We start from the raw sequence: 19,200 nt of genomic DNA, 5'->3' as shown, positions 1-19,200 counted from the left end.
AAAAAACGACTATGAAATTTAATATTAAAAAAATTCCTTTTTATGTATTAGGATTGCTCTTGATGTTCACGGCCTGTGAAACAGAAGAGACTCTAATACTTACCGAACCGGAAGCCGATTTTGAATTGTTGGCACCTTCCATATCCAATATCAATCTTAACTATAATCTTCCAGAGAATATAGCCTTTACGATTGCATGGAATGATGATGTCACAAATTCTGACGCCTACACCATTGAGATGGATGTCAATTCTCTTTTTGAATCTCCAATAATGTTGGGAACTTCAACGGGGAACACCTTCTCAATGACTGTTGATGAATTTAACCAAATACTTATTGATAATGGTGCTAATGCCTTTGAGCCATTCACCGTATTTATGCGTATTAATTCTGGAAACGTCGTTTCAAATAGTGTAAGTTTTAGTGTGTCTTCTTTTGCAGAAGCACCTCCAGTTGTTGCTGGGATAGACAATACATTCTCAGTAGTATTACTAGAAACTACTCCAGATGACGAAGCCATAACTGTGACTATTGAAGATCCAGACTTTGGGGATGCAAGTAGTGTTGATGTTATTTACGAAGTACAGTTTGGAGCCGCAGGCACCGATTTTGATCCAGTACAAACTGTGTCCCCTGCAGATGGAGAAATGTTTGTTTCCATGACACATACTGAGTTTAACGAGTTGGCTTTGGCAATAGGATTAAACGCTGAAGAAGCTTCAAATTTAGATGTTAGAATTAAAGCCACCATTGAGATGGATGGCGGAAATATGGAACGTTTTTCCGATGTTATTACCATTGAAGTGACACCATTTAGCGTAGAACTAGCCCCGATACTATATGTTGTTGGAGCCGGAGCTGTAGATGCTGGTTGGTCTTGGGATAATCCTGTAGAGCTACCATTACAAGGGACTAAATATTCAGGAAACATTAATTTAATAAATGACGCATTCAGATTTTTTGAAATAGAATCCGATTGGTCTTCAGGTTTAAATTACCCATTTTACGAAGCCGTAGGATATACCATTGATAGTAATTTAGAGAATGCCAATGATGGTGATAGTAACTTTAGATTTGTCGGCACTCCAGGCCAGTATTTTATTGAAATTGATACAGAAGCAAAAACCATAACCTTAGGCCCTCCTGTGGTTGGTCCTAACTGTAACTTTGACCAGTTATGGATGGTTGGTGCTGGTGTTGTAGATTCTGGTTGGTCTTGGGATACGCCAGTAGCCTTACCATGTACTGGAAACGGAACGTATTCCGGTAACGTAGCTTTAACAAATGATGCCTTTAGATTCTTTACTGTAAATAGTGATTGGGGAACTGGTATTAACTATCCGACCTATGAAGGAAATGGTTATACTATTGATGCACAATTCAATAATGCCAATGATGGAGATAGCAATTTCTTCTTCAACGGAACGCCTGGAACTTATTTTGTGACGGTTGATGATATCAATAAAACCATTACCGTAGAGCCAGAACAATTACAGTGCGAATTTGAACAATTATGGCTGGTGGGAGCAGGTGTGGTAGATGCAGGATGGTCTTGGGATACTCCAGTAGCTTTACCTTGCACTGGTGCTGGTATTTACTCAGGGCCTGTAGCATTAACAAATGATGCCTTTAGATTCTTTACCGTCAATAGTGATTGGGCAACTGGAATCAATTATCCAACTTACGAAAACGACGGATATACAATCGATTCCCAACTAGAAAATGCCAATGATGGAGACAGCAATTTCTTCTTCAATGGAACACCAGGTACTTATACCCTGACACTGAATACGGTTGCTAAAACTATTACTCTTGAGTAAAATTAGCAGTACATATTAAATTAAAGGGCTGTGTAGACATCTACATAGCCCTTACTTTTTAAACAAAATGCAATGAAAAAAACACTACTTTTTATAGTCTCTCTCTTTTTTGGCTTAACATCGTTATTGGCACAAACCTATACATGGACACCAGCTTTCTTTAATGACGATGAGCCTAATATTACACTTACTGTATCCAATTTCGACCCTGTAGCCCAATGGGGTGTCAATGATATTTATTTGTGGGCATGGCACTTTAATAGTGCAGGAACACAGATAAATAATCCCTCCGCAACTGGAAGTGATTTTTTCAATTCGCCTGAAACGGCTAAGTTCACTGATAATGGTGATGGCACCTATTCTTACAATTTTGGTGTTCCTGAAACTTTTTTTAATTCTACCGATGTTGCAGAGATCGGATTTCTGCTTAAAACTAAGGATGGTACGAATCAATCATCAGATAACTTTAAAGAAGTTGGGCGTGTTGTAGTGAATATCTTAGCACCGACGAGTGATCCTGTCATTATTAATAGTGGTGATAACGTTAATATCACGGCAACGATTGGCTTTCAAGGAAGCACCACAGTTCAAGGTCGTCTTGATGTCTTCCTAAATAATGATACTACCCCAACGGTAAGCGATGAAGTCTGCGGTTTTCCTAATTGTGTAGCAACGTTGACTGGTGTGACAAGTGACGCCACCGTACGTCTAGTTGGTACACCACCAGGAGAGACTGAAACTGGCGAAGCCTTTTTTGATATCATTGTTGCACCGACGGTAACGGAGGAACCATTAGCCCCAGGTCTTATAGACGGTATTAACTATGGTGCAGACGCTACAAAAGCTACGTTAGTATTGACCGCACCAGAAAAAGAATTTATCCGAGTGGCAGGAAGTTGGAACAACTACTCCCCAACCAACACGGATAACATGAAGCGCGACCCGGCAACAGGAAAATACTGGATTGAGCTTACAGGATTGACTCCTGGACAGTATGAAACCTATCAATATTGGGTTTATGACACCAATCCCATTGCCAATTCGCCATCTATAGTTAAAACTGCAGATCCGTTTTCTTCATTGGTATTATCACCGTTTGACGATCCGTTTAATCCGAATTTAGATCCTAACCTACCCGCTTACCCAGCAGGCCAAGAACGTGAAGTTACGGTATTGCAAACAGGACAAACGCCATATCCATGGGTCGTTAATAGCTTTAATAAACCAAAAAAGGAAAACCTAATTGTCTATGAAGTATTAGTCAGGGATTTTGATGCCGACAGAAACTACCAAGACTTAATCGATCGCATCGATTATTTCAAGAACCTTAAAGTAAATGCCATAGAACTTATGCCTGTTATGGAGTTTGAAGGCAATGAGAGCTGGGGTTATAACACCTCATTCCACATGGCGTTAGATAAATATTACGGCACACCTGAAAAATTTAAGGAATTTGTGGATATCTGCCATCAAAATGGTATCGCGGTAATTTTGGATATTGCCTTAAACCACGCCTTTGGCCGAAATCCTTTGGTCCGGATGTGGATGGACGACCCAGATGGTGACGGCTGGGGAGGACCTGCATCAAATAATCCATACTTTAATCAGTTCCCTCAGCATGCATTTAACGTAGGTAGTGATTTTGATCATAGCGCTACAGTAACACGAGACTATGCAAAACAGGTGGTAACATACTGGATCGAAGAATATAAAATAGATGGATTTCGTTGGGATTTAACTAAAGGCTTCACGCAGAATTGTGGTAACGGTACTTTTGATGGTGATTTTGGTTGCACAAATAATTACCAACAAGACCGTGTTGATGTCCTTAGAGAATATGCAGACCATTCTTGGGCTATAGATTCTGACCACTACGTAATTTTTGAACATCTCGGTTCTGAGAATGAAGAAAAGGAGTGGGCTAATTACCGTTTTGCAGAAGGAAAAGGCATTATGATGTGGGGTAAAATGACTGATCCTTATAATGAATTGACTATGGGACAGAACGGTAATAAAAATATTGCTGGCATTGGACATAAATCGAGATCAACCTTTGCTGGTCCACGTGTTGTCGGTTATCCAGAAAGTCATGACGAAGAGCGTTTAATGTATAAGAACCTAGAGTTCGGTAACAGCTCTAATAGTAGTCATAATGTTCAGAATCTAAACACAGCACTCTCGCGTATGTCTGCACTTGGAGCAATGTCGGTTATGGTCCCTGGCCCTAAGATGATATGGCACTTTGGTGAACTAGGTATGGAAAATTCGATATTTACGTGTACAAACGGCACTGTAAACACAGAGTCTGATACTACACCTGGAAGTTGTAAATTAGACACTAAGCCACAACCACAATGGGCGAACAATTGGTTAGGCGATGCATTGAGAGCACAAATTTATGATGATTGGTCACGCCTGCATGCGCTTAAAATCAATGAAGCTGTCTTTGAAGGAGATTACACCATTACCTCAGGAAATTTCACTCCACGAATTGATGTTTTTGATACTACAATACCTACATCCCAGCTACGAAACGTTATCATACTAGCCAATTTTAATGTCACCGATCAAAGCGTAAACACAAGCTTTCCAACAGGTGTTACCTCAACTTGGTACGATCTTATGGATCCTACTGGTGCAACAACGATTTCTCAATCAACACCGTCAATTGTTATCCCAGCCGGACAATTTAGAATATTTGGTAATCAGGCTGTGCAAAGTTTGGGCTTGGAAGAGAATCGCTTAAATTCTTTAGTAATGTATCCAAACCCTACGTATGACAGCTTTAAAATTACAACCGACGTCTCTACGGTGGAAGTTTATGACCTATCCGGAAAATTGGTTAAAACCTTTAACGGTGATTTCAATAAAAATCATGAGTTTGATGTTTCGGAATTGAACACAGGCATCTATATGCTACGCAGTAAAAGTAGAGATGGAGGCTTTAAAACAGGTAAGTTAGTCAAGCTCAACTAATTTTTATATAATGCAATTGAGCCAGAAAAAGCTTCCGATATGGAAGCTTTTTTTGTGCACTGTATACCTTGATTAAAAACGCTCCAGAATGCAGGTAGGTTCTTAAACCATAATTCGTGCGACAGAATAATTATATGTAGGATCATATAATGTTCGGTAAATAAAAAATAAACCAATTGGTCTAATTTAAAAATAATCTATATATTTGTAGTCGACATGGGTTACAAGCATAACAAAGAAAACATTCTCAAGGTTGGTTACGAAGTTTTTCGAACTAATGGATATCACAATGTGGGTATCAATAAGATTCTAAAAGAGTCAGGTATCCCTAAAGGTTCTTTCTATAACTTCTTTGAATCTAAAGAAGATTTTGCCCAACAAGTTATCAAGCAGTATGGTGAATCAAATTACTGCTGGATGCAAGACTTTTTTGAAGAGTGTGACTTGTCGCCGATAGAATGCTTGAAGTCCTTCTACTCTTTTATGATTAATTTAAATGAAAAAGATGAATACAACGGCGGTTGTCTTGTAAATAATATGAGCGTAGAGGTAGGTAGACAAAACGATACTCTAGGTTCAGAAGCAAATCAGCATTTTATGGGCTGGCTAAACATTCTTGCTATGGAGATTACAAAAGGGCAAGATGCTGGAGAAATAACAAAGGATTTTTCGGCACTTGAACTCGCCGAATATATGCACTCAGGTTTTTACGGTGTACTAGCTAGAACAAAAGTGACTCGTAATAGAGTTTATATGGATATTTGGTTTGAGATGACATTTAAATTCATTTCAGTCTAAAAAAAATTTAACTACAAAATAAACAGAACAGTCTAATTAATTTAATACAATGAATGAAAATTTAAGAATCTTAAGCTTAGTATTCGTAACCGTTCTACTCGGTTCTTGCAAAGCCGTCGACTTACGGACAGATGCGTTAAAGAATAAAAACATAACAAACGCAGAACAAAAAGGAAAAACTTTACTCATTGAAGCCAAGAATGCTATGGGCTACGATAAACTTTCAGAAACGGAAGTATATGAGGCTAATGCTAAATTCAATTGGACGGGCATCTGGCTAATGATGCCTATGAATGCATTTCCTGGCAATAACAACAAGGAGCTTCAACTACGGTTTGCCACCAACTCATTTGACGGTCAAGTAGAATATAAAGAAGGCAGTAAAGAAGGTGTTATACAAGGAGTCCAATCGTGGGAAGGTTATAAGAGAGAAAACGGTAGCGACTATCTCAAAAGACACGTACACGATAGATATATTTGGGGTTTGGCCACCTCTCACTATCTATTAGAAGCTCCTGTGCACCTACCCGATGCTGACATTATTCGATATGCTGGCAAAAAGGATGTCGAAGGCGAAACTTACGAAACTGTTTATGTTACATGGGGTTCAGAGGAACCCAATAAACAGTTTGATAGATTTTTGGTGTACATCAATCCTATTACCAAACATATTGACCTTTTAGAAGTCACTATTAATGATTTCTTTCTCCCAATGCCAAAAGGAATGCAACACGCTACTGCAAGATATGAACGTAAGGAAACAAGCATAGGTGCTTATTTGCCAAGTAATGTTCAGATACAACTTAAAGGACCTAAGAAATTGGATAACAAGGTTTATAGTTTCGCTTTAAGCAATTATCAGTTTGATTCTTTTGAAAAAGAACTCCTCTATCCTCTTGAGGATGTTGAATACATAGGTTTTTCGAAGCCTAATGATTAAAACATCTATATAAAAAATAGAGGCGTTATAAAGAAGAGAACTTATTAAAAACAACGGTTGCTTGACAATGGCATAGCATATGGACTTAAAAAAATCACTTTTATTTATTCCAGATATTTCTGGTTTCACCCACTTTGTTCAAACAACCGAGGTACAGCATAGTGAGCACGTTATTGCAGAACTTCTTGAAGTTCTTATTTCTGCAAACACACAGTCAATGCGCCTGGCTGAAGTTGAGGGCGACGCGCTCTTATTTTACAAAGAAAATCAAATTCCATCGCAAGAGAAATTGCTCGCTCAGATTGAAACGATGTACACCGCTTTCTATAGTCATCTCAAAATGATGGAAGCAAACCGTATTTGCCCTTGTCGGGCGTGTGCGTCGGCACCTAATCTCAAATTAAAGATTGTACTGCATTGTGGCGAACTTCAGTTTATGACTGTTCAGAATAACAGAAAGCCTTTCGGCGAAATGGTCATTCAAGCACATAGACTTCTTAAAAATTCAATCGATTCTGATAATTATGTTTTGATAAGCGAGCAACTGGCAAATGTCATAGGCCTTAACGCCACGTATGAAAGTAATTTGTTCACTTTTCGCGAAAGCGTAGATACCTATGATGGGAAAAATATTTCATATCTATTTGCCGAAATTGATATTGATAAACTCCAACTATTAGGTTTTGAACCACCAGAGATTATCGTGACCAAAAGTGAACCTAACTTTGTTCTAAAACGTGAAATGCCGATTGATGCTTATGGTCTATTTGAATTGATAACAAACTATCGCTATCGCCATATTTGGGTTGACGGTGTGGAAGAGTTTCAGTTTAATAAGAATGAAGTAACACGTGAAGGTACAGAACACGTTTGTGTAATTAACGGCAAGCATTTCAACTTCACAACGGTAATTAAAAAAGTTCCTATAGAGCAGTTAGTTTATGGCGAACTCACTACAGACCCACCACCTGTGGATAAGCTGTATCAATTTTATATCATAGAACCGATAAATGAAAACAAATCTACTTTACTAGTCGAACAATACTGGAAAACCAAGACAATCTTCCAAAAAATTCTAATGACTCTAGTAGGTAAAAAACAATTCAGGATTGGTCTAACTTCATCCATAGATAAATTACACCAACTTATAAGCTCCAAGCAGTTGTTATTAAACTAGATGATATACGACTCTCATAAAATGCGTTTTAGCAAGATTTTTCTTTTAATCGTAACGTTATCACTATTCTCCTTATCTATTGCACAAACATCAATAGCAGATAGAGGCAATCTTTGGAAAACATTCACTTATGATATGGGAAATGTTTTTCAAGGCACTGGTTATGCCTACTCAAGACCATTGCATTGGCAGAAAAATGACTTTATGAATTTAGGCCTAGTTACAGCTGGAACGCTGGGTCTTTATACCATCGATGATAATATCAGGAGAGAGTTTAGAGGTCATATAGAAAGCGTTCCAGAGATGTTATTGGACTATGGATGGTATGCAGGAAGTCCACAAAACAACTACGGATTTACAGGAGCAGTATATTTAACTGGTCTTTTTACCAAGAACGAAAAATTACGGCGTACAGGTGTGTTGCTTATTTCTTCTGCAACCGCGACTGGTTTTCTTCAGCAATTTACAAAATCTGCAACAGGACGTGCTCGACCAGGAACGGAATTAGGTAAGAATCATTTTCGTCCTTTTGGCGGTAGTTCAAGCTACCGTTCATTCCCATCAGGTCATTCTGTATTAACCTTTACTAATACACACGTTATTGCCAAACAGTTTGAAAGTTGGTGGGTAAAAGCACCTATTTATGCTATAGGTGTCATCCCTGGAATATCAAGAATTTATGATGATGCACATTGGGCAAGCGATGTTTTTTTAAGCTGGGCAATAAGTTATTTTATGGTTGAGGCGATTGATATTTATCTCGATAGGAAATATGAAGAAAAATACAATGATATAAAAACCAAGAAACTATCACTAAATCTATCTTTCAGTGGAAACGCAATAGGAGCGACAATTACGTTTTAGATTATTTTAATCCAAATACAGCTCTCTAATCACATTAAAATGATGGGTCTGATGACCTGAAATACAGAATGCAATAACCCTAACCGAAGTCTTATTTCCATCTAAAGTACCCATACGCTTTTGCTGTTCGTCCGTTAATGAATTAAAGGCATTTTCTGTTTTTTGACGTACACGTTTAAATTCAGCAAGCAAATCGCTTTTACTTTTACCTTTGGCGCCGGCAATAGTGGTATTTTGGTTATAATAAACTGTATGCTCTTTTTCTGAAATAACACCTGCATTCAAAAGCGCGACTTCAAGCATTATTTCTTCGTATGAAATAATATGTTGCAATACCTCACCAACCGTCCATTTAAAAGAACCGTATGCATAATCGATTTTATCTTCAGGTATTGCATCGATAAATGCTATCATCTCGTTAGTTGTATTTCTCAACATTTCTTCAAGCGAAGAGCCTGGCAAAGCTTTGTCGGTATAATACGTCATATTCGTGTTGTACTCACTACGTGGTATTCTATCAAAGAGCATATCTGAATCTGGATTTATGGGTTTATTATTTTGACAAGCGATTGTCTGTATACTTAGAATGATTACAGAAATGAGCTGTGCTACTTTCATTTTTTTTGAATTAAGAAATTCAATACGTCCTCTAGCTGATGGTTCCAATTTTCAAAATCGTGTGCACCGTTAGTCGTAACATTTTTCACTGTATATCCTTTTGATTGGTAAAGGTTGGTCAGCGGTGTCACGTAATTTTCAGCATCGTTTTTTCCTGTTGAAATTAGGATATTGAGGTTTTTATTCTCTGAAAATGCAATAGCGGTAAGCGCGTCATTGCAAGGATAAGTTATTGGAGAGAGCAAGGCGTAGTTCTGAAACAAATTGGTCCTCCCAGAAAAATAAGAGGCATTCAATCCACCAAATGATATCCCTATCAGACTTCTGTATTTCGAATTGAGACGCGGACTCCCTTCTATTAGAGGAACTAATTCTTCTTCAAAAAACCGAATGTAATCCGTATTACAGAAAAAATAGGTGTTGCGTTTATCCTCTTTTGTTCGAACATCAATGGTACTTACAAATACATATTTAGCCTTTGGAATTTTTCCATCCTGAGTTAGTGTTCTTATCGTATCCAAAGCACCATTGTCAATCATTTTCTGACCATCTGTGATGTAAACGATGTTCGAAACTTTATCAGTTGAAATTGCATTATATGTCGTAACCGAAATACTTTCAGAAAGAATATCACTATCAATAGTAAAGGAAGATAGTTTGTCATCTTCAGTGTCCGGCTGACCGAACAATCGTCCCGAAAGCGCTACTATTATTACTATCGCTATAATTCTAAACTTCATATCATCATTTTAAATAAGGGTTGTACGATTAGCACAACCCTTTGAATACTTGGAAAATAGACTCAATACTATTTTGAAGCCATTTTTGCCGCATTGGCCATCATTTCCTTAGATGCCGTATTTAAAAAGCCATTAAACTGCTCTTCGTTCATCTGTGGATTCTTCATAAACTTCTCGTAAGTAGACGTCCATACAATCATAGATTTCTTGTACCCTAAATCAACTACCTTAAAATTGTTAACCATTCCAGCTGCAGGGACTCCTTCAACTACGGCATAGGTGTATGTTCTACCAGCATCATCGAAGGCAAGGATACTTTCCTTAAACTTTCCTTGTCCGTCGGGAGACGTGCAAACTCTTGTACCACCTGCAGCTTTGTCACCTGTGAACTCAACTTTTGCTACCAAACTGGAAAGCTCATCGATATTATCAAGCTCTCTCAGTACTTCCCAAACATCGTCTGCTGAGGCCTCAACAATCATTGTGTTTGTTATTTTAGCGTTGGGATTTTGTGCGTTCATTTGGTTTAATCCAAATATGGCTATCGCAAATACCATAACATGTTTTAATCGTTTCATTTTAATTATCATTTTTAGATTATATGATTTAGATTCAGACATTAATGATGTGTGACAGCTTTGGCAGAGAAATAATTATTTTTAGTATGTTGTCACACCCCGCCTATTGATGCATCTAACTATTAAAGACAATGTTATGGACAATCCGTTCTTAAAGGAGTATACAAGTGACAAGACCGACCATCAATTGGTAAAAGAGGCACAAGATGGTAATAAAGCATCTCTTGAAAATTTGATACTCAAGCATCAGCCGTTTATCTATAATATTGCCTGGAAGATGGTTCGTCATCCGGCAGATGCAGAAGACCTTACACAAGAAGCGACAATAAAGATTATAACAAATTTGGCTCAATTTAAAGGTAAGAGTTCTTTTAGAACCTGGGCCTATCGTATCGTGGCAAATCACTTTTTAATGTCTAAAAGACGCCCAAACGAGTCTGTTTTTGAGAGTTTTGATAAAATGGCCCAAGGTCTAGATATGACGCCAGACACGGAGCTAACAGAAATGGAAAAGAAAGAAAACAAAGCGTTTATAAAGGAAATGAACTATAGCTGTATGAGCGGTATGCTTCTGTGCCTTACGCGAGAACAGCGACTGGTCTATATTTTGGGCGAGATGTTCAATGCAGACCATAACTTAGGCTCAGAAATTCTCAATATTTCAAAAGATAATTTTAGACAGCGTTTATCAAGAGCACGTAAGGACATCTTTAATTTTATGAACGAAAAATGTGGTTTGGTAAACAAGTCCAACCCTTGCCGATGCCATAAGAAAGTGACCTTTGCTCTAAATAATAAGGTTATCGATAGTAGAAATCTGCTTTTTAATCGTGAAGAGTTTTCAAAGTTCAAAACTGAAATCAAAGGCGATACTGACGATATGATGAAAATCATTGATGATAAATATGCTGAACTCTATGGGCAATTACCTTACAAAAAGGATTTTGATAAAAAGACCTTTCTGGAAGACATCGTAAATGATGACCATATTAAGAACTTAATGAAATTGAACTAATGAAAATCACTAAAAAGATAGCCGCAATACTAACCTTATTATTTACCTCCTGGATGCCTATGACAGCACAACAATCATCGTTTAAGAAAGAATTTTTAAAGAAGTGGAAAAACAGTCTGGAATACACGATTGATGTAGCCCAAAAAATGCCAGAATCATCCTATAGCTATAAGCCCACAGAAGACGTTCGTTCTTTTGGAGAGCAAATGGTACACATAGGAGAAGGAATGGCATACATAGGAAACTCAGCTTTGGATTTTCAAACAGTTCCGCAGCCCACAAATGCGAACGATAAGAATGCAGTTATCTCTTATCTCAAGAAGCAATATAATGCGCTAAGTGAGGCTGCTGAAACCAAGGATGCGTCTTATTTTGAAGAAACCACATCCTTTTGGGCTGGCCGGATGAGCCGTAGAAAGATTTTGAACATCGTTTTTAATCACTGCACGCATCATAGGGCTCAAGCCATCGTTCATTTACGAATGAAAGGAATAAAAGCACCCAGCTATATCGCTTGGTAATAGTATTATAGTTACCCCTATATTCGAAAGACCTGAACCTTTGTTTAGGTTTTTTTATGGGGTTTCTCGGCTTAAGTTGTCACACCATTACATATTCTGAATCTAAGTATAAACAATCACGCAGAGAGCAATGAAGATTACGCTTTCGCGAAATTGAACTCGTGAGATTCACGACCATCGGGAGAGCACAGCGCTAAAGCAAATAAATACTTAGAAATAATGAAAATTAACAAAACCCTTCAAGTAAATGCACCTGCCAGCAAAGTTTGGGAAGTGCTTTACACAAATTATGGAGATGCCTGCCATTGGGCAAGTACAGTTAACGAGTCTAAAGAACGTGAAGTAGCCGGTAGCGATTATATAGGTAGAACCTGTTCAACCGTTTTTGGCGATGTGAGCGAAATCATAGACCGCGCCGATGAAGAAAAGATGGAGCTACAATATCATCTGGATGACACACCTTTTATAATGAAAGCAGCGACTGCAAAATGGAAAGTAAAGCCAATGAGTATCAATACCTCGGAGGTAACAATGGACTTAGACGTCACACTGGCAACCCTACCAGGATTGTTGATGGGTTGGATGATCAAACCAAAAATGCGAAAGGATATCAATCAGACCCTCGAGGACTTAAAATATTATATCGAAACTGGAAAACAATCTGACGTGAAAATCAAATCTGACGCAAAATATTTCAGGAAGAAAGGCAAAAAAGCCGCATAATTAAAACTAAAATAAATGACAAATCAAGAAGTAGCAAATAGATTAGTAAGCCTTTTAAGAGAAGGTAAATTCGAAACCGTTTATGAAGAACTCTTTCACGAAGATGCGCATCACATCGAACCGCAATCTGAATATTTTGCAGATGTAAAAGGTCTTGATGCGATTAGAGCAAAAGACAAAGCAATGCAAGAAAATATTGCTGGTGCAGAAGGTCTGGAAGTAGGCGACGCTATTGTTGCAAAGGACTACATCGCTATTCCATACAAAATGACCGCGATATTGAAAGATGGCAACAAATGGCCATTAGATGAGATTATCGTTTACAAAGTTGAAAACGGAAAAATCCTATCAGAACAGTTTTTCTATTAATGGTTGATGGTTAGTAGCAGATAAACCCTTGAAAGTTGAAAGCTTCAAGGGTTTTTCATTTTAATATTATAGCAATGAGATTAGAATTACAAAGCACAATTAACAAGTCGCCAATGACGGTATTTACTTCCTTGTCAGAAGGAATAACTGTTTTCACTAAAAGTGGTCATATTACCGCATCTGCCAACAATAAAAAATTATTGTTGCACACATTTCAGTTAAAACCAGAAAAAATATGTCGAAATATTCGAAATCCTGAAGTAGCTATTACCACCATAATTGGCTCGAACAACACCAGTATAATCAAGGCCATTTTAAAATATGAAATCGCCGAATCAAACGTGCTTAAAAGACTTATTTACAATCTCTTCGGAAAATTAGTACTGAAGAATAAGGTCGCTTACTACCTCGCAGATTTCAAATTTAGGGTTGAGAAATGGGCTTAAATATCGTTTAAAAATAGTTAAATACTCTGCCCGCCAGAAACCTCAATGCGTTGTGCGTTTACCCATTTTGCATCTTCAGTACATAAGAATGCCACAACACCACCTATGTCATTTGCCTCACCTACGCGACCTAAGGCAATGGTAGAACTGATATAATTATTCACTTCTTCATTATCACGCACCACACCACCGCCAAAGTCGGTAGCGATGGCACCTGGCGCTATGATATTGGCATTGATTCCGCGACCGCCTAATTCCTTAGCCAGATATTTCGTAAATACTTCCATTGCACCTTTCATAGCGGCGTAAGCACCATAACCAGGCAACGCAAATCGTGTCAATCCTGTGGATACATTTACAATTCCACCACCACCAGCAAGTAGAGGAAGTAATTCTTGGGTAAGGAAAAACGGTCCTTTTAAATGAATGTTATATAAGGTATCAAACTGGTCTAAATTCGTGTCAGCAATGTTAGCGTGCATTCCTATCCCAGCATTATTAACGAGATAGTCAATGTGCGTGGCATCAAAGTCATTGCTTAATGCACTTTCCAAATCAGTTTTAAATTGCGTGAAAGATTTGTTGTCTTCTACCGCCAGTTGTAACGCAATTGCTTTCCGCCCTTTAGCCTTAATCAAATTCACGACATCTTGAGCAGCGGTTTCGTTAGAATTGAATGTTATCACAACGTCTACACCTTTATCGGCAATGCGCAACGCCATATCTCTTCCCAATCCTCGGCTTCCGCCAGTTACTAATGCAATTTTTGTTCTTGAAGTTTCCATAGTTCTGTTTTTTATTTGTTCGATACAAAGGTGCAAACAGACTATGCCTCAAAAAAGGCAGATATTTTAGAAAAACTGGCGAACATTTAAGAAACCGACTTACGGTAATGTCTAGGCGTCATTTGTGTGGCGTTTTTGAAGAATTTGGTAAAATGTGTCGGCTCGCTGTATCCCAATTTGTAGGCAATGCTTTTTATCGTTCGAGTAGAGTTTTTAAGCAAGGCTTTGGATTCATCGACCAATTTCTGCTGAACCCAGTAACTGGCAGTCTGACCAGTTTTAGTCTTTATAACCGTTGAAAAATAGGCGGCGTTGAGTGATTGCGCTTTCGCGAAAGCGGAAACTTTTAAATCACTTTGATTTATTTTATCTGACCGTACGACAACTTCCAAATCTTTTTTGAATTGCTGTACAATCTCACTATCACGGTCCAAGGCAATTACAAACTGCTCATTTGCCATCAAGATTTCCTTTATATTAAGTAGAAAAACGACAAATAGCGAACTTAAAATCTTGTCCCGTAAAGCAGAAGTATTACTATAAGCAGTTTCCAGCTGTTCACAAAAATTAAGCAGTCGTTCTAGCTGAACATCCGTCAGTTGGGTAGGCGGAACCGTTTCTGAAAGTAAAAAATGAAACTCGCTAAAGACATCATTATTGACATTTTCCTTTAAAAATTGCTCGCTTGTCGTAATGATATACCCATTTACAACTTCCTCTATACCAAAGGATTTTAAATGCCCAGGATTTGTAAAATAAAGCGTGCTGGCCGAAACATCAAACTTATGGCTATCAATCGTATAATAACTTTTACCACTTTTAACGACTAAAAATGAAAAGTAGTTGGCCCTAAAAATAGGTGAAGTCACGGGATTGGGATGCACTTTTTCCATCCTGTGAATCGTAAAATCCATTGCTTGCTCAATAGGTTGTGCTACATTATTATCTTGGTATAGCGCAGAAAGAGAATTATAGGATTTGATTTTGGTCATATACAAATATAATTAGATTGATTTGTCTAATTGAAAAAAATGCCACATCTTTGCAAATAGATTGATTGGTCTAATTGTAATATTATGAATGTAAAGCATAGTAAAGATGATGTTTTGAAAGCAGGAATGGAGCTTTTCCGGCTTAATGGATATCATAATACGGGAACGAATGAAATTTTAAAATCGGCTGGAATTTCAAGAGGCTCTTTCTATAATTTTTTTAAGGATAAGGATGACTTTGGTGCCCAGGTTCTGGATTATTATGGCGTTTGGAGCACCGATTATATGAAAGAAATGCTAACGGATAAAACGCTCAATCCCAGAAAGAGGCTGATTCATCTGTTCGATATATTCGTTCAAGGTTACAAACGAGACAATTTCAAATGGGGTTGTTTACTGGTAGGAATGGGCCAGGAAATCGGTCAAATCAATCCAAAGTTGACCGAAGCCTGCTCGACTAATTTTGAACATTTCATAGATGTCTTTCAGGCCTGCATAGAAGAAGGACAAAACGATGGAACGATTTCATCAGCACAAGATGCTAGAAGTTTAACCATTGCTATGCTTGCGATGTATAATGGTGCACTGGTATTAATGAAATCAGGCATGCACGAAGAACCACTTATCGCTTTTCAAAATCAATTAGAATTAATGCTGAAACCCTAATGAGAAACGAAGAATTGGTCAGAAAATGGAAAGGTAATAAACGCTATACCTTAAAATTTGTGGATGCGTTACCAGAAGAAGATTTTGATTTTAAGCCTTCATCAGAAGTAAAGAGCTATAAATCACAATTGAGCCATATCACGAGTTGGTTACGAACGCATAGTCGATTTGTTACAGATTACGCTTTCCCGCCACAGCGGGCAGGCGCAAAAGCGAAACTCACGTCAAAGGATTTAATCAAAACAGCGCTAGAAGATTTTTTCGATACGTTCATTGAACAGTTACAACAGATGACAGATGAGCAAATCAACGAGACAGTAGACGTTTGGTATGGGAAACGAACGCGATATGAAATTGCCAACGTAATGGACAATCATCTGTCGCATCATAGAGGACAACTGGTTGTTTATTTAAGACTGAAAAACGTAAAACCACCATCGTATTTAGGGTGGTAATATATTTTTTACTATTCGATTAGACAGACCAATCTATATAATTAATTATAATTTAAATTTTAAACAATGAAAAAAAGAATTGAAACCGTAAACCAAGTCAATGCACCATTAGCTAAAGTGTGGGCAAAAGTAGAGCCAGGAACCCATATGGACAAATGGATGCCAATTATTGAGACCTGTTCTGTAGAGGGTAACAAACGTATTTGCACAACTCCAGAAGGTGCCACTTTACACGAAACTATTCAGACCGATGCCGAAAATAAAGTCTTTAAATACAGTATCGACAAGCAAGATTTTATGCCCATAAGTGATATTGAAGGTACCATTACCCTTAAAGATAATGGAGACAATACCACGATGCATTGGGACGTAGATTTTGAAATATCTAAAGAAAATGAGCCAGCGTTTCCTGAAATAAAGAAAAACATCGAGGGAATCTATCAAATGGCCTCAATAAGTCTTGCAGAATTTGCTAACGCCTAAAAATCAATTAATACCGTCCATTTAAAATGGACGGTGTTTTACAATAAAAATACATATGGAAAAAATAACAGCAACACGCACTTTGCCTTTTCCTAAGGAAGAAGTTTGGGCAGTATTGGATGACTTTGATAACATACACCTTTGGAATCCTGGATTAAAAGATTCCCATAGCACAACCTTAGGCAATAAGACTGGATTAGGTGCTCAAAGACACTGCGACCTTGCACCTTTCGGCTCATTTGAAGAACGCATCACAGAATACGTCCCCAATAAAAAAATGGTCATTGATATCTATGACGGTGCAAAATTGCCACCAATTAAGAATATGGGTGGCATTATCGAATTGACCGAGATAGAAGATAAAACTACAATTTCATTTACCTTTCAGTATGAAACAAAAGGAATTATGGGCAAAATTATGAATCCCATTATGATTAGACCAAAAATGACCGAGGGCACGGAAAACTTTCTGATAGGTTTGGAACATTACTTAAAAACCGGAAGGAAAATTACCAAACGAGAACTCAAAAATCTCAAATGACTTAAAATCTTAATGTCAGGACTTATCCAAAATGAGCGTATATTCTTCCTTGGACATTCTGGACTTTTTACGATGATTCAACCGATGTATCGTCATTAAAAGTGTAATTAAAAAAAACACAAAACCACCTAAAATAAAAACGTCGGTTTCCATACGTCCAAAAAGCAATCCGCCGGCAATCAAGCCCATCATACTGGCAATGCTCCCCATGGATGTGCCATAGCCCTGAATGGTGCCTTGACTTGCTTTTGACCCAGTAGAGGAAAGAATGGAGAGAAAACTAGGCCACATTAAACCGTTTCCGACAGACAACAGGGTATTCGCTAGATATAGTAAAACAAAGTTCTCCTTAGAAAGAACTAAGAAGCTAATTCCTAATAAAAACGAACCCGAAAGCACCAAACTGTGACTGGAAAATCTTTGAGACAAACGAGACAATACAGGGCCCTGAATTAGAACCATAATTAGACTAGAGTACGCTAGAAAAAGCCCTAAATCTGTGGCCGACCATTCCAGAATTGTGCTTGCATAAATTGGTAATCCCGCATAGAAAAGGCTAAACGCAAAAAACGTTAAAAAGTAAATCGTGAATAATAAAGGAATCCCGGAAATCCTCAAAATAGACAGCCAATCTTTCTTTTCTTTAGGGCCAGATTCCAACTCGCCCTCAGTATAGCAGTCTTTATGTTCCACTTGAAAGAAACGTCTAATATTCTTTAAAGATACATTCCCAGTGTCTACTACGCAGGGTACACTTTCTACTAACCGCAGATGTATCACAAATATGGCGACTAGAGAAATCACGGATGCTAGTATTAATGGCAAAACTTCACCCAAAATAGTACTTGCTAAAACGCCAGCAACGGCTGGACCAAGAACAAATCCTAGGCTCGTGGAGGCACCCATCTTACCGAAATTACCACTCCTGTTTTCATCAGTTGATATATCAGACATATAGGCATTCGCTACAGAAATATTTCCCCCTGTAAAGCCATCAAAAATTCGCGCGATAAAAATAATCAGAAGAGGCAAAGTCATAACATAACTTCCTGTGGTATCGGTGTCTTGAGACCATAATTCGGTTTCTGGTAAAATAAAGGCCAAGAGAAAAAGTAACCAAGCTACGAAAGTACCTGCCTGTGAAATAATTAGCACTTTCTTCCTACCCAACCTATCCGAGAGTCTACCCAAAATAGGCGCACCTATAAATTGAAAGAAAGGATACATGGCGCCTAAAATTCCATAGATGAATCCGTTCCCACCAAATTTGGTAACAATAAAAATGAGAATGGGGACAACGATACTATAGCCCAGAATCCCAATAAAATTGACCAAGAGAATCGGGAAGATTTTGGATTTAAAGAAATTGGAAGTCGAATTGATGAGCATTTAACAAAGATAGCTGGTTTTAATTAAGCTCTAAATGTTGCTATTCTCCAGGGTTGCAATTCTCAATTGAAGCACTTATTGACCCCAAATTTAAAACACAAAAAAAGCTCCCCATTTCTGAGAAGCTTTATCCTTTTTCGTGCGGGCGGGGAGACTCGAACTCCCACACCTCGCGGCACTAGATCCTAAGTCTTGTCTATCTTGCCCCAATAAACACCAAACTAATTCATTTTCAATTAGTTGTGTTTTTTCAAATTTTATTTGAAGTCATTTAATATCAGTTGATTTCAGCATTTGTTGTACC

At 37.9% G+C, this 19,200-nt stretch carries 21 protein-coding genes; 15 read left to right on the top strand and 6 right to left on the bottom strand.

Going from position 1 to position 19,200, the window contains the following annotated elements; all coding sequences use genetic code 11:
• Positions 1-11: 11 nt before the first annotated feature.
• The 6 genes from ACFOSX_RS05970 (at position 12) to ACFOSX_RS05945 (ending at position 8,575) form a co-directional block, all read left to right on the top strand.
• Positions 12-1,820, top strand: coding sequence for a SusE domain-containing protein (locus ACFOSX_RS05970; protein ID WP_386097997.1), 1,809 nt, complete (start codon positions 12-14; stop codon positions 1,818-1,820).
• 72 nt (positions 1,821-1,892) lie between these two features.
• The gene (locus ACFOSX_RS05965) at positions 1,893-4,796 is read left to right on the top strand and encodes an alpha-amylase family glycosyl hydrolase (RefSeq protein WP_386097995.1); all 2,904 of its coding nucleotides are present in this window, start codon (positions 1,893-1,895) and stop codon (positions 4,794-4,796) included.
• A 216-nt stretch (positions 4,797-5,012) separates the two neighbouring features.
• Complete coding sequence (locus ACFOSX_RS05960; RefSeq protein ID WP_386097993.1) at positions 5,013-5,594, top strand: TetR/AcrR family transcriptional regulator; 582 nt, start codon at positions 5,013-5,015, stop codon at positions 5,592-5,594.
• A 49-nt stretch (positions 5,595-5,643) separates the two neighbouring features.
• Complete coding sequence (locus ACFOSX_RS05955; RefSeq protein WP_386097991.1) at positions 5,644-6,534, top strand: hypothetical protein; 891 nt, start codon at positions 5,644-5,646, stop codon at positions 6,532-6,534.
• A 79-nt stretch (positions 6,535-6,613) separates the two neighbouring features.
• The gene (locus ACFOSX_RS05950; protein WP_386097989.1) at positions 6,614-7,711 is read left to right on the top strand and encodes a DUF2652 domain-containing protein; all 1,098 of its coding nucleotides are present in this window, start codon (positions 6,614-6,616) and stop codon (positions 7,709-7,711) included.
• Positions 7,712-8,575, top strand: a complete 864-nt coding sequence (locus ACFOSX_RS05945) for a phosphatase PAP2 family protein (protein WP_386097987.1) — start codon at positions 7,712-7,714, stop codon at positions 8,573-8,575.
• A gap of 6 nt (positions 8,576-8,581) precedes the next feature.
• On the opposite strand, the gene ACFOSX_RS05940 is transcribed toward ACFOSX_RS05945, so the two are convergent.
• The 3 genes from ACFOSX_RS05940 to ACFOSX_RS05930 all read right to left on the bottom strand — a co-directional run bounded on the left by ACFOSX_RS05940 (position 8,582) and on the right by ACFOSX_RS05930 (position 10,511).
• Positions 8,582-9,193 (bottom strand): DinB family protein, encoded by a 612-nt coding sequence (locus ACFOSX_RS05940; protein WP_386097985.1) that lies wholly within the window; start codon positions 9,191-9,193, stop codon positions 8,582-8,584.
• Positions 9,190-9,933 (bottom strand): alpha/beta hydrolase, encoded by a 744-nt coding sequence (locus tag ACFOSX_RS05935; RefSeq protein WP_386097983.1) that lies wholly within the window; start codon positions 9,931-9,933, stop codon positions 9,190-9,192. Before ACFOSX_RS05935 ends, ACFOSX_RS05940 begins: the two co-directional genes overlap by 4 nt.
• 68 nt (positions 9,934-10,001) lie before the next feature.
• Positions 10,002-10,511, bottom strand: a complete 510-nt coding sequence (locus ACFOSX_RS05930; RefSeq protein ID WP_386097981.1) for an SRPBCC family protein — start codon at positions 10,509-10,511, stop codon at positions 10,002-10,004.
• Between the two features lie 109 nt (positions 10,512-10,620).
• Between ACFOSX_RS05930 and ACFOSX_RS05925 the strand changes: the two genes are divergently transcribed.
• From ACFOSX_RS05925 to ACFOSX_RS05905, 5 genes are all read left to right on the top strand, one after another.
• Positions 10,621-11,526: an RNA polymerase sigma factor gene (locus tag ACFOSX_RS05925; RefSeq protein ID WP_386100238.1), complete on the top strand. Its 906-nt coding sequence runs from the start codon at positions 10,621-10,623 to the stop codon at positions 11,524-11,526.
• Positions 11,527-11,585: 59 nt separating this feature from the next.
• Positions 11,586-12,047, top strand: coding sequence for a DinB family protein (locus tag ACFOSX_RS05920; RefSeq protein WP_386097979.1), 462 nt, complete (start codon positions 11,586-11,588; stop codon positions 12,045-12,047).
• Positions 12,048-12,266: 219 nt separating this feature from the next.
• Positions 12,267-12,770, top strand: coding sequence for an SRPBCC family protein (locus tag ACFOSX_RS05915; protein WP_386097977.1), 504 nt, complete (start codon positions 12,267-12,269; stop codon positions 12,768-12,770).
• A gap of 15 nt (positions 12,771-12,785) precedes the next feature.
• Positions 12,786-13,139, top strand: a complete 354-nt coding sequence (locus tag ACFOSX_RS05910) for a SnoaL-like domain-containing protein (protein ID WP_386097975.1) — start codon at positions 12,786-12,788, stop codon at positions 13,137-13,139.
• A gap of 74 nt (positions 13,140-13,213) precedes the next feature.
• A complete protein-coding gene (locus ACFOSX_RS05905) occupies positions 13,214-13,585 on the top strand; it encodes a hypothetical protein (protein WP_386097973.1) in 372 nt (123 codons plus the stop codon).
• Between the two features lie 17 nt (positions 13,586-13,602).
• Here ACFOSX_RS05905 and ACFOSX_RS05900 read toward each other — a convergent pair whose 3' ends face one another.
• Both ACFOSX_RS05900 and ACFOSX_RS05895 read right to left on the bottom strand, forming a co-directional pair.
• The gene (locus tag ACFOSX_RS05900) at positions 13,603-14,370 is read right to left on the bottom strand and encodes an SDR family NAD(P)-dependent oxidoreductase (protein WP_386097971.1); all 768 of its coding nucleotides are present in this window, start codon (positions 14,368-14,370) and stop codon (positions 13,603-13,605) included.
• A gap of 86 nt (positions 14,371-14,456) precedes the next feature.
• Positions 14,457-15,362, bottom strand: coding sequence for a helix-turn-helix domain-containing protein (locus ACFOSX_RS05895; protein WP_386097969.1), 906 nt, complete (start codon positions 15,360-15,362; stop codon positions 14,457-14,459).
• Positions 15,363-15,446: 84 nt separating this feature from the next.
• Here ACFOSX_RS05895 and ACFOSX_RS05890 point away from each other — a divergent pair, with 84 nt between their 5' ends.
• The 4 genes from ACFOSX_RS05890 to ACFOSX_RS05875 all read left to right on the top strand — a co-directional run bounded on the left by ACFOSX_RS05890 (position 15,447) and on the right by ACFOSX_RS05875 (position 17,507).
• Positions 15,447-16,028 (top strand): TetR/AcrR family transcriptional regulator, encoded by a 582-nt coding sequence (locus tag ACFOSX_RS05890; protein WP_386097967.1) that lies wholly within the window; start codon positions 15,447-15,449, stop codon positions 16,026-16,028.
• Positions 16,028-16,483: a DinB family protein gene (locus tag ACFOSX_RS05885; protein WP_386097965.1), complete on the top strand. Its 456-nt coding sequence runs from the start codon at positions 16,028-16,030 to the stop codon at positions 16,481-16,483. The genes ACFOSX_RS05890 and ACFOSX_RS05885 overlap by 1 nt, the downstream gene beginning before the upstream one ends.
• A gap of 66 nt (positions 16,484-16,549) precedes the next feature.
• Positions 16,550-16,966: an SRPBCC family protein gene (locus ACFOSX_RS05880; RefSeq protein WP_386097963.1), complete on the top strand. Its 417-nt coding sequence runs from the start codon at positions 16,550-16,552 to the stop codon at positions 16,964-16,966.
• 55 nt (positions 16,967-17,021) lie between these two features.
• The gene (locus ACFOSX_RS05875; RefSeq protein ID WP_386097961.1) at positions 17,022-17,507 is read left to right on the top strand and encodes an SRPBCC family protein; all 486 of its coding nucleotides are present in this window, start codon (positions 17,022-17,024) and stop codon (positions 17,505-17,507) included.
• Between the two features lie 15 nt (positions 17,508-17,522).
• Here ACFOSX_RS05875 and ACFOSX_RS05870 read toward each other — a convergent pair whose 3' ends face one another.
• Positions 17,523-18,896 carry an MFS transporter gene (locus tag ACFOSX_RS05870; RefSeq protein WP_386097959.1) on the bottom strand — a complete coding sequence of 458 codons (1,374 nt, stop codon included), beginning with the start codon at positions 18,894-18,896 and terminating at the stop codon, positions 17,523-17,525.
• Between the last annotated feature and the right edge of the window lie 304 nt (positions 18,897-19,200).

The organism is Winogradskyella maritima (genome assembly GCF_042650215.1).
In the GTDB taxonomy this organism is placed as follows: Bacteria; Bacteroidota; Bacteroidia; order Flavobacteriales; family Flavobacteriaceae; genus Winogradskyella; species Winogradskyella maritima.
Note: the sequence above shows the minus strand (reverse complement) of the source record. Positions and strands in the feature narration are given on the sequence as shown.

What these genes read in the sequence shown, in the direction of transcription:
- ACFOSX_RS05920 (WP_386097979.1), top strand. Translation starts at nt 11,586, where the DNA reads ATGACAGCACAACAATCATCGTTTAAGAAAGAATTTTTAAAGAAGTGG.
- ACFOSX_RS05940 (WP_386097985.1), bottom strand. Translation starts at nt 9,193, where the DNA reads ATGAAAGTAGCACAGCTCATTTCTGTAATCATTCTAAGTATACAGACA.
- ACFOSX_RS05915 (WP_386097977.1), top strand. Translation starts at nt 12,267, where the DNA reads ATGAAAATTAACAAAACCCTTCAAGTAAATGCACCTGCCAGCAAAGTT.
- ACFOSX_RS05930 (WP_386097981.1), bottom strand. Translation starts at nt 10,511, where the DNA reads ATGAAACGATTAAAACATGTTATGGTATTTGCGATAGCCATATTTGGA.
- ACFOSX_RS05935 (WP_386097983.1), bottom strand. Translation starts at nt 9,933, where the DNA reads ATGAAGTTTAGAATTATAGCGATAGTAATAATAGTAGCGCTTTCGGGA.
- ACFOSX_RS05910 (WP_386097975.1), top strand. Translation starts at nt 12,786, where the DNA reads ATGACAAATCAAGAAGTAGCAAATAGATTAGTAAGCCTTTTAAGAGAA.
- ACFOSX_RS05895 (WP_386097969.1), bottom strand. Translation starts at nt 15,362, where the DNA reads ATGACCAAAATCAAATCCTATAATTCTCTTTCTGCGCTATACCAAGAT.
- ACFOSX_RS05900 (WP_386097971.1), bottom strand. Translation starts at nt 14,370, where the DNA reads ATGGAAACTTCAAGAACAAAAATTGCATTAGTAACTGGCGGAAGCCGA.
- ACFOSX_RS05875 (WP_386097961.1), top strand. Translation starts at nt 17,022, where the DNA reads ATGGAAAAAATAACAGCAACACGCACTTTGCCTTTTCCTAAGGAAGAA.
- ACFOSX_RS05880 (WP_386097963.1), top strand. Translation starts at nt 16,550, where the DNA reads ATGAAAAAAAGAATTGAAACCGTAAACCAAGTCAATGCACCATTAGCT.
- ACFOSX_RS05925 (WP_386100238.1), top strand. Translation starts at nt 10,621, where the DNA reads ATGCATCTAACTATTAAAGACAATGTTATGGACAATCCGTTCTTAAAG.
- ACFOSX_RS05890 (WP_386097967.1), top strand. Translation starts at nt 15,447, where the DNA reads ATGAATGTAAAGCATAGTAAAGATGATGTTTTGAAAGCAGGAATGGAG.
- ACFOSX_RS05970 (WP_386097997.1), top strand. Translation starts at nt 12, where the DNA reads ATGAAATTTAATATTAAAAAAATTCCTTTTTATGTATTAGGATTGCTC.
- ACFOSX_RS05955 (WP_386097991.1), top strand. Translation starts at nt 5,644, where the DNA reads ATGAATGAAAATTTAAGAATCTTAAGCTTAGTATTCGTAACCGTTCTA.
- ACFOSX_RS05960 (WP_386097993.1), top strand. Translation starts at nt 5,013, where the DNA reads ATGGGTTACAAGCATAACAAAGAAAACATTCTCAAGGTTGGTTACGAA.
- ACFOSX_RS05945 (WP_386097987.1), top strand. Translation starts at nt 7,712, where the DNA reads ATGATATACGACTCTCATAAAATGCGTTTTAGCAAGATTTTTCTTTTA.
- ACFOSX_RS05885 (WP_386097965.1), top strand. Translation starts at nt 16,028, where the DNA reads ATGAGAAACGAAGAATTGGTCAGAAAATGGAAAGGTAATAAACGCTAT.
- ACFOSX_RS05965 (WP_386097995.1), top strand. Translation starts at nt 1,893, where the DNA reads ATGAAAAAAACACTACTTTTTATAGTCTCTCTCTTTTTTGGCTTAACA.
- ACFOSX_RS05905 (WP_386097973.1), top strand. Translation starts at nt 13,214, where the DNA reads ATGAGATTAGAATTACAAAGCACAATTAACAAGTCGCCAATGACGGTA.
- ACFOSX_RS05870 (WP_386097959.1), bottom strand. Translation starts at nt 18,896, where the DNA reads ATGCTCATCAATTCGACTTCCAATTTCTTTAAATCCAAAATCTTCCCG.
- ACFOSX_RS05950 (WP_386097989.1), top strand. Translation starts at nt 6,614, where the DNA reads ATGGACTTAAAAAAATCACTTTTATTTATTCCAGATATTTCTGGTTTC.